General features: G+C 69.5%; 15 protein-coding genes. 7 read left to right on the forward strand and 8 right to left on the reverse strand.

All coding sequences use genetic code 11. The features are described from left to right. Positions 1-63: 63 nt before the first annotated feature. Together ITJ64_RS01480 and ITJ64_RS01485 are read left to right on the forward strand one after the other, a co-directional pair. Positions 64-639 carry a small multidrug efflux protein gene (locus ITJ64_RS01480; RefSeq protein ID WP_194678996.1) on the forward strand — a complete coding sequence of 192 codons (576 nt, stop codon included), beginning with the start codon at positions 64-66 and terminating at the stop codon, positions 637-639. Positions 640-726: 87 nt separating this feature from the next. Next, positions 727-954, forward strand: coding sequence for an RNA-binding S4 domain-containing protein (locus tag ITJ64_RS01485; RefSeq protein WP_173183618.1), 228 nt, complete (start codon positions 727-729; stop codon positions 952-954). Between the two features lie 10 nt (positions 955-964). On the opposite strand, the gene ITJ64_RS01490 is transcribed toward ITJ64_RS01485, so the two are convergent. The 4 genes from ITJ64_RS01490 to ITJ64_RS01505 form a co-directional block, all read right to left on the reverse strand. Next, positions 965-1,525 (reverse strand): SIS domain-containing protein, encoded by a 561-nt coding sequence (locus tag ITJ64_RS01490; protein ID WP_194678998.1) that lies wholly within the window; start codon positions 1,523-1,525, stop codon positions 965-967. A 21-nt stretch (positions 1,526-1,546) separates the two neighbouring features. Beyond that, on the reverse strand, positions 1,547-2,572 hold the full coding sequence (locus ITJ64_RS01495; protein ID WP_173183616.1) for an ABC transporter permease: 1,026 nt from the start codon (positions 2,570-2,572) through the stop codon (positions 1,547-1,549). A 5-nt stretch (positions 2,573-2,577) separates the two neighbouring features. Further along, entirely contained in the window at positions 2,578-4,086 is a 1,509-nt protein-coding gene (locus ITJ64_RS01500; protein ID WP_194678999.1) for a sugar ABC transporter ATP-binding protein, read from the reverse strand. A gap of 88 nt (positions 4,087-4,174) precedes the next feature. Then, positions 4,175-5,248, reverse strand: a complete 1,074-nt coding sequence (locus ITJ64_RS01505) for a sugar ABC transporter substrate-binding protein (RefSeq protein WP_194679001.1) — start codon at positions 5,246-5,248, stop codon at positions 4,175-4,177. A gap of 246 nt (positions 5,249-5,494) precedes the next feature. Between ITJ64_RS01505 and ITJ64_RS01510 the strand changes: the two genes are divergently transcribed. From ITJ64_RS01510 to ITJ64_RS01525, 4 genes are read left to right on the forward strand one after another with little or no spacing between them, the layout of a single operon-like run. Beyond that, on the forward strand, positions 5,495-6,334 hold the full coding sequence (locus ITJ64_RS01510) for a class II fructose-bisphosphate aldolase (protein ID WP_194679002.1): 840 nt from the start codon (positions 5,495-5,497) through the stop codon (positions 6,332-6,334). Positions 6,335-6,344: 10 nt separating this feature from the next. Next, positions 6,345-7,790: an L-fuculokinase gene (locus ITJ64_RS01515; RefSeq protein ID WP_194679004.1), complete on the forward strand. Its 1,446-nt coding sequence runs from the start codon at positions 6,345-6,347 to the stop codon at positions 7,788-7,790. Further along, positions 7,787-9,241 carry an FGGY family carbohydrate kinase gene (locus ITJ64_RS01520; protein ID WP_194679006.1) on the forward strand — a complete coding sequence of 485 codons (1,455 nt, stop codon included), beginning with the start codon at positions 7,787-7,789 and terminating at the stop codon, positions 9,239-9,241. The genes ITJ64_RS01515 and ITJ64_RS01520 overlap by 4 nt, the downstream gene beginning before the upstream one ends. A gap of 60 nt (positions 9,242-9,301) precedes the next feature. Further along, positions 9,302-10,681: an FGGY family carbohydrate kinase gene (locus ITJ64_RS01525; protein WP_194679007.1), complete on the forward strand. Its 1,380-nt coding sequence runs from the start codon at positions 9,302-9,304 to the stop codon at positions 10,679-10,681. Here the strand turns inward: ITJ64_RS01525 and ITJ64_RS01530 are convergent. Beyond that, the gene (locus ITJ64_RS01530) at positions 10,621-11,373 is read right to left on the reverse strand and encodes a GntR family transcriptional regulator (protein ID WP_194679009.1); all 753 of its coding nucleotides are present in this window, start codon (positions 11,371-11,373) and stop codon (positions 10,621-10,623) included. The genes ITJ64_RS01525 and ITJ64_RS01530 overlap by 61 nt on opposite strands. A gap of 139 nt (positions 11,374-11,512) precedes the next feature. Here ITJ64_RS01530 and bla point away from each other — a divergent pair, with 139 nt between their 5' ends. Continuing rightward, positions 11,513-12,430 carry a class A beta-lactamase gene (bla, locus tag ITJ64_RS01535; RefSeq protein ID WP_194679010.1) on the forward strand — a complete coding sequence of 306 codons (918 nt, stop codon included), beginning with the start codon at positions 11,513-11,515 and terminating at the stop codon, positions 12,428-12,430. Positions 12,431-12,434: 4 nt separating this feature from the next. Here the strand turns inward: bla and ITJ64_RS01540 are convergent, their stop codons facing one another. From ITJ64_RS01540 to ITJ64_RS01550, 3 genes are read right to left on the reverse strand one after another with little or no spacing between them, the layout of a single operon-like run. After that, positions 12,435-12,995, reverse strand: coding sequence for a GNAT family N-acetyltransferase (locus ITJ64_RS01540; RefSeq protein WP_194679012.1), 561 nt, complete (start codon positions 12,993-12,995; stop codon positions 12,435-12,437). 47 nt (positions 12,996-13,042) lie between these two features. Beyond that, on the reverse strand, positions 13,043-13,309 hold the full coding sequence (locus tag ITJ64_RS01545) for a type II toxin-antitoxin system RelE/ParE family toxin (protein WP_194679014.1): 267 nt from the start codon (positions 13,307-13,309) through the stop codon (positions 13,043-13,045). Next, positions 13,306-13,590, reverse strand: a complete 285-nt coding sequence (locus tag ITJ64_RS01550; RefSeq protein ID WP_194679016.1) for a type II toxin-antitoxin system Phd/YefM family antitoxin — start codon at positions 13,588-13,590, stop codon at positions 13,306-13,308. Before ITJ64_RS01550 ends, ITJ64_RS01545 begins: the two co-directional genes overlap by 4 nt. Between the last annotated feature and the right edge of the window lie 135 nt (positions 13,591-13,725).

Genomic DNA, 13,725 nt, shown 5'->3' on the forward strand with positions numbered 1-13,725 from the left:
ACCACGCTGCGGGACTCGCAGCGCTGTTCGTCGCGCCTGCGACACCGATCCTCTGGAGAGACCATGGACGTCATCGCGTTCTTCCAACAAGCCATGTCGCACGTGCCCGTCATCGTGCAGCCCCTTCTCGTCGCGCTGGCGGGGGTGATCCCGTTCGTCGAGGGCGAGCTCGCCGCCGTGCTCGGCGTGTGGGCGGGCCTGAATCCCGTCGTCGCGGCGCTCGCCGCTGCGGCGGGCAACTTCGCCTCCGTCTTCGTCGTGGTGTTCTTCGGGGCGCGCATCCGTGCCGCCGTCGTCACACGCCGCGCCCGGAAGGCGGCCGCCGCTCGGGCAGCCGCCCCGGTGCCGGTGGGCGGGCGCCCGGGTGAGACCGCCGAGACGGAGCCCGAGACGACGCCGAAGCCGAAGCCCGAGTCGAAGGGCGTCCAGCGGTTCAAGCGGTTCCTCGTGCGCTTCGGGGTTCCCGGGGCGAGCATCCTGGGCCCACTCGCCCTGCCCACCCAGTTCACCTCGGCGGTGCTGGTGTCGACGGGCGTCGCGAAGGGCTGGGTGCTGCTCTGGCAGGCCGTCGCGATTGTGCTCTGGACCACCGTCACGACCCTCGGCGCCGTCGGCGTGCTGGCCCTGCTCGAGGGCTGACGCACCGCCGCCCGTCGCCCGCGCGCAGTGGTACCGGGCGACCGGCCGCGGGCTGACGGCGCCGCGGCGGTCGGCTAGCCTGGCCGCATGGCGAAGCAGGCACCGATCGACGACGTCTCCATCGGCGGGGAGATGATCCGGCTGGGGCAGTTCCTCAAGTTCGCGGGGCTGCTCGACACCGGCGGGATGGTCAAGGAGGTCATCGCCGACGGGTACGTGACGGTCAACGGCGAGGTCGAGCTGCGGCGGGGGCGGCAGCTCGCGGCGGGCGACGTGGTGGGGTTCGACGGGCGGCTCGCCCGCGTCAGCCCCTGACGCTCCGCCCTTACTCGAAGTTGCGGTGACGGGCCACCAGGTCCTCGAACCGTGCGCCGGTACGGCGGACGAGCATGAGGTAGAGCACGTCCCAGAAGATCCAGAGCGACTGCTCGAACAGGCTGCCCATGGCCTGGATGGTCGGCACGACGTCGCCCTCGGCACCGTAGGTGTGCGCGGGGATGGTGAGCACGATGTCGGCCAGCTGAGCGGTGGGCCCGTCGGGGATCGCCGTTGCCACCAGCAGGGTCGCGCCGGTCTTCTTCACCTGCTCGGCGATGTAGTGCAGGTGCGGGATGTTCGCCGGCCCGGTCGGCATGATGAAGAGGTCGTCGGCGGTGACCGCCGGCGTCGTGTCGTCCCAGCCCCAGTGCACGGTCTTCCCGAAGTGCGTGAGTCGCATGGCGAAGGCCTTGGAACCGAGGCCTTCGCGACCGATGCCCAGGACGAAGATGCGCTGATGCTTCTCGAGGGCGTCGAGCGCGGCCTCGATGTTGTCGAGCGGAACCCGGCGGAACACCTCCCCCAGTTCCTCGACGACGGTCGAACTGATCTCACGGAACTCTGACATCTGCGGTCCTTTCGTTCAGGGTCAGCGTAGGCCGGGCTTGGCGCCGAAGCGGCCGACCAGCAGGGCGATGAGGATCACGGCGCCGTAGACGGCGTTGATCCAGAAGGTCGGCACACCTGCGAGGGTGAGGACGTTGGTGAGGGTGCCGAGCAGCAGCACGCCCATGAGGGCGCCGATGATGCGGCCCTGTCCTCCGGTGAGCTGCACTCCGCCGATCACGGCCGCCGCCAGGGCGCTGAAGATGAGGTTCTCCCCCATTCCGCTCGTGACGGATGCCAGTCGGCCGGCGAGCATGAGGCCAGCGAAGGCGGCCAGGGTGCTCGCGGCCACGAAGGCCGTGATCAGCACGAAATCCACCCGCACACCGGCCGCTTTGGCTGCATCGGCGTTGCCGCCGATGGCGTAGAGCGCCCGACCCCAGGAGGTGTAGCGGAGCACCAGCCCGGCGATGATGAACAGGATGGCCGTGATCCAGATCGCTGCGGGCACACCGGCCCAGCGAGCCGATCCGATGTAGCGGAACGCCTCGGGCAGGCCTGCCAGCGTCTTGCCCTGACTGATCCCCAGCGTGACTCCGCGCAGGAGGATCAGCATCGCCAGCGTCACGATGAACGGATCGAGTTTCACCTTCACGACGAGGAACCCGTTGAACAGCCCGATGCCGGCTCCGATCACCAGGGTGATGAGGATGGCGAGCAGCGGGTCGATCTCGGTACCGAGACCGCCGACCGCGGCCGGGATGACGAGCCAGGCGGCCACCATCGGCGCCAGTCCCACTGTCGACTCGAGTGAGATGTCGAGCTTGCCGGTGAGCAGGATGAACGTCAGACCGATCACGACGATGCCGAGCTCGGCCGACTGACGGAGGATCAGCGTCAGATTGGCCGCCGAGAGGAAGGCCGGGCTGACCAGCGCCCCCACGACGATCACGATCGCGAGGCCGGGCAGCACGCTGAGTTCGCGGACGTTCTGGACGATGCTGCCGACGGCCCGGTTCTTCGGTGCAGGGGCGCCGATGCGCGGCGCGGCGGTGGTGGTGTTTGTCATGGGGTTCACTCCAGGCCTTCGATGGCTCTAACGATGTCTTCTTCGATCGGCTCCGAGAGCTGGGCGGCGACGCGCCCCTCTCGCATGATGAGGACGCGGGAGCTCACGAGGAGTTCCTCCACGTCGTCCGAGATCAGCACCACGGCCACGCCCTCGGCCAGCGCGCGGAGCATCAAGGCGTAGATCGCGTCCTTCGCGGCGATGTCGACGCCGGCCGTGGGCGAGATCAGCACGAGGACCTGGGGCTTCCGGGCGAGCGCGCGCGCCAGCACGACCTTCTGCTGATTGCCTCCGGACAGTCCCGAGACCGCGAGCGCCGGGTTCGGCGGCACCAGGGCGACGTCCTGGATCAGTTCATTGGCGATCGCGGTGCGGTGCCGGGGCGAGAACACCCCGGCCGGCGCGACCTGGTCCATGATGCCCATGGTCATGTTCTCGGCCACGCTCAGCTGCGGTACGTAGCCGTCGCGGTGGCGGTCGGCGGGGACGAACCCGATGCCGGCGCGCTGGCTGGTCTTGACGTTGCCGGTCGCCAGCCTGTCTCCGTCGACGAGGATGTCGCCGCCCGAGGTCTTGCGGAGTCCGGCGATGGCCTCACCGACCGCGTACTTGCCCGATCCGCCGCTGCCACCGATGGCGACGAGCTCACCGGGTGAGACGTCGAAGGAGACATCCGTGAAGGCTCCGCCCTTGTCCGCCAAACCCTTCAGCGACAGGGCCGGGGAGCCGGCCAGCGCGATCGACTTGGTGTCGGCACGATGGCGCTGCTGTTCCTGCCCGGCCAGGAGCGCCTCGACGAGGTCGTCGGACCGGATGTCGTCACCGGTGCGCGACCAGAGCAGCTTCCCGTCGCGGAGCACCGACGCCGAGTCGCAGATCGCAGTCACCTCTCGCAGGAAGTGCGAGACGAACACGAAAGTCACGCCCGACTGCTGCAGCTCCTGGACCTTGTCGAACAGTCGCCGGATCGCCGCCCCCTCCAGCTGCACGGTCGGTTCGTCGAGGAGCACGATGCGGCTGCCCGCCTCGAGGGCTTTGGCGATCGTGAGCATCTGGCGCTCCTCGATCGGGGCGTCGGACAGCAGCGTGCGCGGATTCAGATTGATGTTCCAGGCGGCGAGGATCCGCTCGGCCTCGCTCTGCATCGTCCGCCACGAGACCTTCAACCCTTGGGTCGGAAGTCGTCCCGCGAAGAGGTTCTCGGCGACGGTGAGATTCGCGAAGACCGACGGGCGCTGATAGACACAGGCGACCTGGTGCTGCCACGCCTTCGGGTCTGATGCGGCCGGGGCGGGTTCGCCGAAGAACTGAAGCGACCCCGTGTCGGGCTGCTCCAGGCCGGTGATCATCCGGAGCAGCGTCGACTTGCCCGCCCCGTTACGGCCGATGAGGCCGTGCACCTGGCCGGGGAGCACCGAGACGGAGACGTCGCTCAGCGCTTTCGTCGCCCCGTAGGTCTTGCTCACACCGTCGATCCGGATGGCAGGCACGGTGCTCGGTGAAGTGGTGGTCATGACGTCTCCGTCTCGGATCGGGATCCGGTCGTTCGGGTTGCCGGGGGTGCGGACCAGGGCGGGCCGGATGATCGGCCCGCCCTGGGTTCTACTTCGAGACCCCGAAGGCCTCGAGCGCGAACTCCTTGTTGCCCCAGAGCTCGGGGTCGTCGACGTTGTCCGCGGTCACGACCGGGGTCGGGAGCAGGTCGACCAGGTTGCCGTTCCGCTCCTCGATCACGCTTCCGTGGTCGGTGTCGCCGGCCTCGAAGGTCTCCCCGCCGATGGCTCGGGTGAGGTAGTCGACGCCGTAGTCGATGTAGTCGGTCATCGGCTGCGCCACGGCGGCATCGAGCCAGCCGTCGCGGATCGCGGTCATCGCCATCGGGCTGGCGTCGACCGACACCTGCACGACATGGCCGTCCTGTCCGACGGGGATGAGCTTGCCCAGGGAGTCCAGGGTGTCCAGGATGGTCGGGAAGAACGTCGCGTCGCTCTGGTTGTAGATGCCCGCGATGTTGTCGTACTGGTTCATCGCGGTCTCGATGCCCGATGCGGCCTTGGCCGGGTCCCACTCGGTGGCGACGTTCACGAGCTTCACATCGGGGTACTTCTCAGCCATGCAGTCGTTGAACCCGTTGGTGCGATCGCGCCCGTTCGAGGTGACGGGATCCCCGTCGAGCGTGATGACGGCATCGCCGGCCTTGACCCGCGTGCCCATCTCCTCGCAGGCCAGGGCGCCCATGTTGACGTTGTCGGCGCGGACGATCATGGCGATCTTTCCCGATGCCGGAGCCTCGTCGATCGCGACGATCGGCACCGAGGCGTCGTTGGCGTACTCGATGGCCGGGACGATCGCGTCGGCATCCCCGACCGAGATCACGAGACCCTTCGCCCCCTTGTTGATGAGGGTCTGGATGTCGGTGAGCTGCTGGGACGCGTCACGGTCGGCGTTCGTGGCGGGGATCGTGCCGTAGCCCAGCTCCTCGAAGCGCTGCATCGAGCCGACGTTCTCTGCATTCTGGAACGGGTCGGTGTGCGGCTGGGAGTAGCTGAGCTGGATGTCGGCCTTGTCGGTGTCGGCGCTGATCGCGGTCGTTCCCTCGCTGGAACATCCGGTGAGCATCAGGGCGCTCGCGGTCAGGCCGGCAAGGACGACTCCTGTCTTGGCTGCGGTTCGCATTGCAGACTTCCTCTCTGAAGTGGCAGGACTTGGTACGTCTCCGGCGGGGCGCCGGCCCATCCGTTCAATGTAGTACGGATTGTACGTACGGAACATACATCGCGAAAATTTGCTTTGTAAACCCGTTTCGCCACTTTTGTCTCGTTTTGACCGGTTTGTACGGACAGACTCGACAATACGGACGCCTTGCGCTTACTCTGGCCCTCGAGCAGCGTCTCGCTGTCGCCTCACACAAGGAGTGATCCCATGGCTCTGGTCTCCGGCATCGACGTGATCCAGGAGTGCACTTCCCGCGGTCTGGTCGCGGGTGCGTTCAACACAACCAATCTCGAGACGACGATGGGCATCATCGACGCTGTCGAGCGAGTGGGCGTCCCCACCTTCATCCAGGTCGCGCCGACCAACGTGGCGCTCTCGGGCTACGAGTACATCTTCGACATGGTCGCGCGCCGCCTCGAATCGACGAGCACGCCCGTCGCCCTGCACCTCGACCACGGCAAGAGCATCCGATCGGTGGAAGATGCGCTGGCCGCCCGGTTCACGTCGATCATGATCGACGACTCGGAGGCGTCCTACGACGACAACGTCGCCACGTCGGCACGAGCTCGCGAGCTCACGCCACCTTCACTCGCGCTCGAGGCCGAACTCGGCAGCATCGGCGGCAAAGAGGACGACGTGGCTCCCGAGTTCGCCGCCACCACCGACCCGGCACAGGTCGCCGCCTTCGTCGAGGCGACCGGAGTCGACATGCTGGCCGTCTCGGTGGGCAACCAGCACGGCTACGTCCCGAACGCGAGCATCGATTTCGACCTGCTGGCCGAGGTGCGCGACGCCAGCCCGGTCCCCCTCGTCATCCACGGCGGGTCCGGACTCCCCTCGGAGCAACTGGGCCGGCTGCACCAGTACAACGTGGTGAAGGTGAACGTCGCCAGCGACCTGAGGAATGCGATGATCCGGAGCTTCGGCGAGGCCTACATCGCCAATCCCCAGGAGGTCTCGCTCATCCGGGTGTCGACATCGGCGGTGCAGGCCATCTCCGAGGTGGTCGAAGCCCGGATCCGCACGCTCAACCCGTCCGTCGCCTAGGAGCCACCCGATGCTGTCGACGATCACGATCGATGTGGGTACCACGAGCGTGAAGCTCTGCCTGTTCGATCAGACCGGTGCCCTCCTCGCCTCCGGGCGGCAGTCCACTCCGACCGTGTCGGACCCGTGGGGCGAGATCTACGACGTCGCCGCACTGGAAGGTCTGATCATCCGGTTCGTCGCCGGTCTCCCGGCGGAGCAGCGCGCCGCCGTGAGGAAGATCGCGATCACCGGCGTCGGGGAGTCCGGCGGGCTCGTGCGCGAGGACGGGACGTTGGCGTCCCCGATGATCCTCTGGCACGACCAGCGCGGGGCCGCCCTCCTCGCGGCCCTCGGGCCGGGCGAGCGACACGCGATCTATCGGGTCACCGGCCTGCCCGCCAATGCCAACTACGGACTCTCGAAGACGGCCTGGTCGCTGCAGCAGGCCGGCTCCGCCGCAGCCGGAGCTCTCTGGCTCAACGTCTCCGAGTTCCTGGCGGCGCGGATGACCGGCGAGCGCTGGTCGGAGCCGTCCCTCGCCAGCCGCACCATGGCCCTCGACCTCAGGCGACGGGCCTGGTCCGCGGAGATCGCAGGCCTCCTCGGAGTGCCGGTCGGCACGTTCGCGCCGCTGCGGAACGCGGCCGAGGGCTCACCCCTGACCGCGGCATTCGCCGGATCGGCGGGACTGAGCAGTGTCGTGGAGGTCCACGTGTCCGGGCACGACCACATCGTGGGTGCCGCGGGAGCCGGTCTCAGGCAGGGTGAACTGCTCAATTCGACAGGCACGACCGAGGGCCTGCTCGTCCTTCGCGACTCTCCCAGCACCGACGAGTCCACCGAGCTCACCCGACTCGCCAACGGCCTCGCCTGCAGCGGCGAGGACTTCACTCTCTTCGCCTCGATCCCCACCGGCGGTTCCGCGTTCGCGACCCTTCAGAGCATGCTCGGACTCGATGTCACGGCACTCGCCGCCGTGATCGAGCGGGTGCACGGCAGGTACCTCGCAGGTGAGCTGGTACCGAGCGACTGCCCGCTCGTGCTTCCACAGTTCCGCGGAAGCCCGCCGCCCGACAAGGATGCCCGGGCTCGAGGATTCATCGCCGGCATCGGCACGGCCACCACCCTCGACGAGCTCGTCCTCGGCACCTTCCTCGGCATGGTCCTGCAGTTCGACGAGGTGCTCGCGCTCTTCCCCGAGCGTCCCGACCGGATCAAGGTGATCGGTCCCGCGGGGCGCAACCCGCTCTGGCTCCAGCTCAAAGCAGACCTGCTCGAGGCACCTCTGAGCGTGTCGCTCTTCCCCGAGGTGGTGTCGGCCGGCGCCCAGGCCCTCGCCTCCGCGGGGCCGCGCTCGTGGGATCGGTCCGACCCGCACGAGGTCGCTCCCGATCCCGGCCGCTCGGCGAAGCTCGCCGTCTGGCGCGATGACGTCCTCCCCCTGTGGGACACCCTGAAAGGAGCCGGTCGATGACGCTGGTCGCCGGGATCGATTCCTCCACGCAGAGCTGCAAGGTGACGGTGCGTGACCTGGTCACCGGCCGGTCCCTGCGCCAGGGCAGCGCCTCCCACCCCTCCCAGACCGTCGTCGATCCCGAGGTGTGGTGGACCGCCCTGCTCACTGCAGTGGAACGCGCCGGAGGCCTCGCGGACGTCGCAGCGATCTCGGTGAGCGGGCAGCAGCACACACCGGTCTTCCTGGACGGCGCCGGGAACGTCGTCTGCGACTCCCCGCTCTGGAACGACACCGGATCGCACGCCGCCATGGTGGCCCTGAACGAAGAACTCGGCCGCGAGGAGTGGATCCGCCGCACCGGGATCCCCCTCACGCTCTCCGACACCGCTCCCAAGGTCAGGTGGCTCCGCGACGCCGATCCCGCCGCCGCCGCCCGTACGGAGGCGGTCGCCGTCGTGCACGACTGGCTCACCTGGCGGCTGATGGGTCACGGCATCGGTGACGGGCATCTCGACGACCTCGTCACCGACCGGTCCGAAGCGTCGGGCACCGCCTACTGGTCGCCGGACACGGGCGAGTACACACGGGATCTCTTCGAGCACGCGTTCGGGAAGACCGTCGTGCTGCCGCGCATCCTCGGACCCCTGGAGAGGTCGGGGTACACCGGAGCGGGCATCGCGGGCATCCCGGCCGGCATTCCGATCGGAGTGGGCAGTGGTGACAACGCCGCGGCCGCGCTCGCCCTCGGACTGGCCGAGGGGGACGCGGTGCTGTCGCTCGGCACGTCCGGGGTCGTCTACGCCCGGTCCGCGCATCCGGTGCACGACTACGACGGATACGTCTGCAATTACGCCGACGCGACCGGCGACCACCTCCCGCTGGTGGCCACGTTGAACGCCGCCCGCAACTTCGAGGTCGGGGCGGCCCTGCTCGGCTGTTCCTTGGACGAGTTCTCCGAGTTGGCGTTGCAGGCGCGACCGGGTGCCGCCGGCCTCACCCTGCTCCCGTTCTTCCTGGGTGAGCGCACACCCGACCTGCCGCACGCGCGTGGCACCCTTCTGAACGCCTCGCTGGACAACTTGACCCGGTCGAACTTCGCACGCTCCGTGATCGAGGGGACGCTCGCCGGCCAGGTCGCCATGCTCGGCAGCCTCGCGGCGTGCGACGTGCCGGTGCATCGGCTGCTCCTGATCGGTGGAGCGGCCGCCAGCCCGGCCGTGCAGCAGATCCTGGCGGAGATGGTCTCGATGCCGGTGGCCGTTCCCGACGCCGACGAGTACGTGGCGAAGGGCGCGGCGATGCAGGCCTCCGGGGCGCTGACCGGAGGATTCCCCGCCTGGGACGTCGAGCTCCGGGAGTTGCCGCGTGCTCCTCTGGCGGCTCGGATCACCGATCAGCACGAGGCGGCGAAAGAGCTGATGGGCTATCCGTCGACACGGGCCCAGGCTGCGGTGCTGACGTCGGGATAGGGCACTCTGGGGCCGAGCGCCTAAACTCACGTCCGACTCTGTCGAGTGAAGAGGAGCCCCGTGAGCACCCTGCGAACGCCCGTCTCCTGCGGCGTCGACATCGGGAGCACCAACGCCAAGGTGGTGGCTCTCGACCGTGACGGCACGGTCGTCGCCCGAGCCGTCCGAAGGACGCCGCGCGACCCGGAAGGCCTCTGGATCGACGGAGACGCTCTCTTCGCAGCCGTCGAGGAGATGGTGCTCGAGGTCTGCGGCCAGCGCTTCGAAGTGCACGCCGTCTGCTGCGCGGGCGTGGGCGAGGACGGCGTGCTCGTCGACGCCGACCGTCGCCCGCTCACCCGGGCACTGGCCTGGTTCGATCCCCGGCGCGGCGGGATCTTCCGGGAGCTCGCACCGCTGCTCGACGGCGAGGCCGGGTTCGACACGGAGGCTGATCCGGTGCGCACCCTCGTGGGGTGGAGCTGGGCGCGCCGTCAGCCGGGGAGCGGTGCCGCTTCGGCGTGGGTGGCCCTCAGTGATCTCCCGGGGGTGCGCTGGAGCGGGCATCCGTTCATCAGCGACACGCTCGCCTCACGCACCGGAGCGTGGCGCTCACTCGATCGCGCCTGGGCGATGGACCGAGTCGATCTGACCCTGGGCTCGGGCGAGCTGCTGCCGGTAGTCGTGGCCACGGGTGACACGGTGGGAGCGTTCGATTCGCCCGGGCTGAGGTCGGCGGGCGTGCTCGCCACGGACGCCGTCGTCGTGGCCGGCGGGCACGACCACCCGATCGGCGGGTGGGGCGTCGATCAGCTGGTGCCCGGAGCCGTGCTCGACTCGATGGGGACCGCTGAGGTGGTGGTCGCGCAGGCCCCCGGGCCGGTCGCCGTGCGGCCGGAGGCCGTCGACGTCGCACCGGGCATCCGGTCGCACGGGACGACCCTGCTGCGGGTCGAGGAGCTGAGCCGCAATGTGGAGTGGGCCGCGCAGGACCCGGCCGTGGCGCACCAGCTCCGGGCGCTGCTCGAGGGTGGGGTCGCGCCGCTGCCGCTGCTGGAGGAAGGCCTGTTCGAACCGGGACGCCGAGGAGGCGGGCGGCCGTCGTACGCGCTGGGCGCGCCCCAGGATCCGCTGGCGCGGGCGTCGGCGGTGCTGGGAGCGTTGGCGTGCGCGGGGAGGGATGCCGTGGACGCGGTGCGGGAAGGGCTCGCCGGCGGACGGGAGGTGCGCCTCGCCGGCGGGTGGGTGCGCTCGCCCGGCTGGGTGGAGATCAAGACCGCAGTGAACGGCTACCGCACCGCCGTCATCCTCGAACCCGAGGTGACCGCGGTGGGAGCAGCGCTCCTCGCGGCCCGGGCCCGGGGCTGGCAGCCCGACCCCGCGCGGGCGCTGGGGGGCTCTCAGCTCGCGGCGACGTTCACCTCGAGCGGCACGACGTCGGTGAGCACCCACGTCTCGTAGTAGTCGAATCGGATCGCGTCCTGGTTCCAGGAGAGCGAACCCACGCGGAGTGCCGGCTCGTCCTCGCCGACTCCCAGCGCGGTGGCGATCTCGGGCGGCGTACGCAGCGCGTGGATGACCCGGCGAGCGCCGGCCGTGATGAAGCCGGCTCCGCGCAGCGCCTGGTTGACGGAACCCGAACCGTCGAGCACGTCCTTCGCCGCCGAGACGACCTCGCCGCTCGCCCTCGGGAACCAGTTCGTGCTGTACATCGCCGGCCGCCCCTCGAGGGACCGCACCCTGACGAGTTCGAAGGCGTCGTCGCCCGGCTCCGTCTGGAGGAGCTGTGCTACATGCTCGGGTGGCTCCGTGAACCGCGCACGCAGGACCTCGGTCTCGATCCCGCCCTGTCCGTGCTGGATCTGCGATTCGAGGAAGCCCTGCGAGTCCTGGATGATCCACCCCGACGACTCGCTCGGCTTGGCGGCGAAGACCCCTCGGCGGGGCACCCTGCGGGCGAACCCCTCGGTCTCGAGCTTCAGGAAGGTCTGACGGACGGTCGCGCGCGACAGACCGTACTCCCGGCAGAGCTCCAACTCGCTGGGGAGCCGCGCACCATCGGGGAAGACGCCCCCCGCGATCTGCTCGCGCAGGATGTCGAACAACTGCTCGTAATAGGGAACAGCGGAGTCCCGCTCGATCGTCGTGACCATCAGTCCTCCTCCGCCGGCCTCATCGCAATACCCGCTTGCGTATGGACAGACTAGACAACAGTGGTGCCTGGAAGCGGGTAAATCAAGCACTGGCGGCAGCGGCTCCGTCTACCATCGCACATCGAGCACACTGGAGGGCATGCCCCGAATCACTGCGCGCGTCGCCGCGGGCGCCCTGCTCGTGGTCGCTCTTCCCCTTTCGGGGTGCGGTTCCGCCCCGTCGGCGGCTCCGAGTTCGGCGACCACGACGGCTCCGTCGGCCTCAGCGTCGACGCCTGCACCCGAGATCGACGTGAGCGCGCCGCTGGCCGCGATGGAGGCCGAGTACGGCGTCAGGGTGGGGGTCAGCGCCCTCGCCGCCGACGGCAGTGCCGTCGAGTACCGCGCCGACGAGCGGTTCGGCTATGCCTCGACTCTCAAGGTCTTCGCCGCCGGCCTGCTGCTCGCGACCACGACCCCCGCCGAGCGCTCGGCGACCGTCACGTGGACCCAGGCCGACCTCGACGCCGCCGGCTTCTCCCCCGCCACCACCGAGCACCTCGACGACGGCCTCACGCTCGAACAGCTCGCCGAGGCCGCCGTGCGCCAGAGCGACAACACCGCGCTGAACCTGGTGCTCGAGGCGGTGGGCGGGCCGGATGCTCTGCAGCGGTTCCTCCGCGGCCTCGGTGACCCCACCACCGTGGTCACCGCGGACGAGCCCGAGCTCAACACAGTGACCGAGGGCAGCGACGCCAACACCACGACCCCGGCCGCCTTCACCGCGGCGCTCGAGGCGCAGCTGCAGGACGAGGCGGTGGCCGGCACCCTGCTGACGTGGATGTCGGGCAACGCGACCGGCGACGCCCTCATCCGCGCCGGCGCACCCGCGGGCTGGGTCGTCGCGGACAAGTCGGGCGGGGCGGGCGGCATCCGCAACGACATCGCGGTGGTGACGAGGCCCGACGGCGAGCGCATCCTGCTCAGCATCCTGACCACGAAGACCGATCCGGACGCTGACAACGACGACGCGGTGGTCGCCGAGACGGCCCGGGCCGTTCTCGGTGGGCTCCAGTGAGAAGTCAGTCGCCCCGCGAGAGCGGCTTCCGCCAGATCTGGTAGTCGCAGGCGACCGCGAGCGAGGTGGCCAGGTCGGGGAAGTCCTCGGCGAAGTCCCGGCTGTCCACCGCGCGGTAGCCGGCCCGCGAGTACCAGTCGGCCAGCCGCACCTTCGACTCCTGCACGCGGTCGCCCGGCACGAGCAGCTCGAGCTGCATCTCCGCGGCTCCGGCCGATCGGGCGTGCTCCTCGGCGGCGGCCACGAGGGCGCGGCCGACCCCGGTGCCGTGGACGGACGAGTCGGCGGCGAGCATCCCGAACCCCCACACGGCCTCGTCGAGGCGGTGCACGCGCACGCACCCCACCACGCGATCGTCGACCCGGGCTGCCACGATCTCGGATGCCCGGATGAGCCCACGCAGCTCCTCGACACCCACCCGCTTCGTTCCAGCGACCCACATCCCCGCCTCGCCGACGGCGTAGGCGTGGTTGACGATCTCGACGAGCCGCTCCACGAGTGCCGCGTCCTCCACGACACCCGGATCGAGCAAGTCGGTCACGAGCGTCCCGAGTTCGTCTGCCATGGGGCGACTCTACTGACGTTCGCCCGAACGGCTTGCTTGCGAGGTGGCTACCTGCGGTACGCATCTCGCCGGCGAGTGACGGTCACGATCTCGATCACGACCTGCTGGTCGAGCACGCGGTAGATCACGCGGTACTCGCCGCGCCGCGCCGAATAGAGCGGGTGCAGAGGTTCTCGCAGCTGTTTGCCCACCCGCTTCGGGTTCTCGCGGAGAGCGCCCATGATGAACTCGAACGCCGCCGCCGCGACCTTCTCGGGCAGCTGCTCGGCGAGTGCGCGAGATGCGGCGCGCGTGAAGCGGACCTCGAATGTCACTCGGGGAGCCGCCCGGCGCGACGCATCGCCTCCCGGACGTCCTCGGCCGAGCGGGTCTCGCCGTCGGCGAGGTCGCCGAGGCCGATACGGATGGCCTCCACCGTCTCGCTGTCGCCGAGGATCTCGACCGTCTCGATCAGCGAGTCGTAGTCGTCGGCGCCCAGGATGACGGCGGCCCGCGCGCCGTTGCGCGTCACATCGAATCGTTCATGGGTGGTCGAGGCCGACTCGACGATCTTGGAGAAGTTCGCGCGGGCTTCGGCGACAGGGATGACAGCCATGTACAGAATTCTAGCGCACGGCGTCTTCCGCAGGCGAGGGAAGATTCGTCGATGGTCGGAGAGCGGGGTCTGTCGGGCGTCGGGGGTGGGGCGTAGGTTGATGAGCGACGGCAGCAACCGCCGGCGATTGGAGAA

The sequence above is a fragment of the Herbiconiux sp. VKM Ac-1786 genome, assembly GCF_015350805.1.
In the GTDB taxonomy this organism is placed as follows: domain Bacteria; phylum Actinomycetota; class Actinomycetes; order Actinomycetales; family Microbacteriaceae; genus Herbiconiux.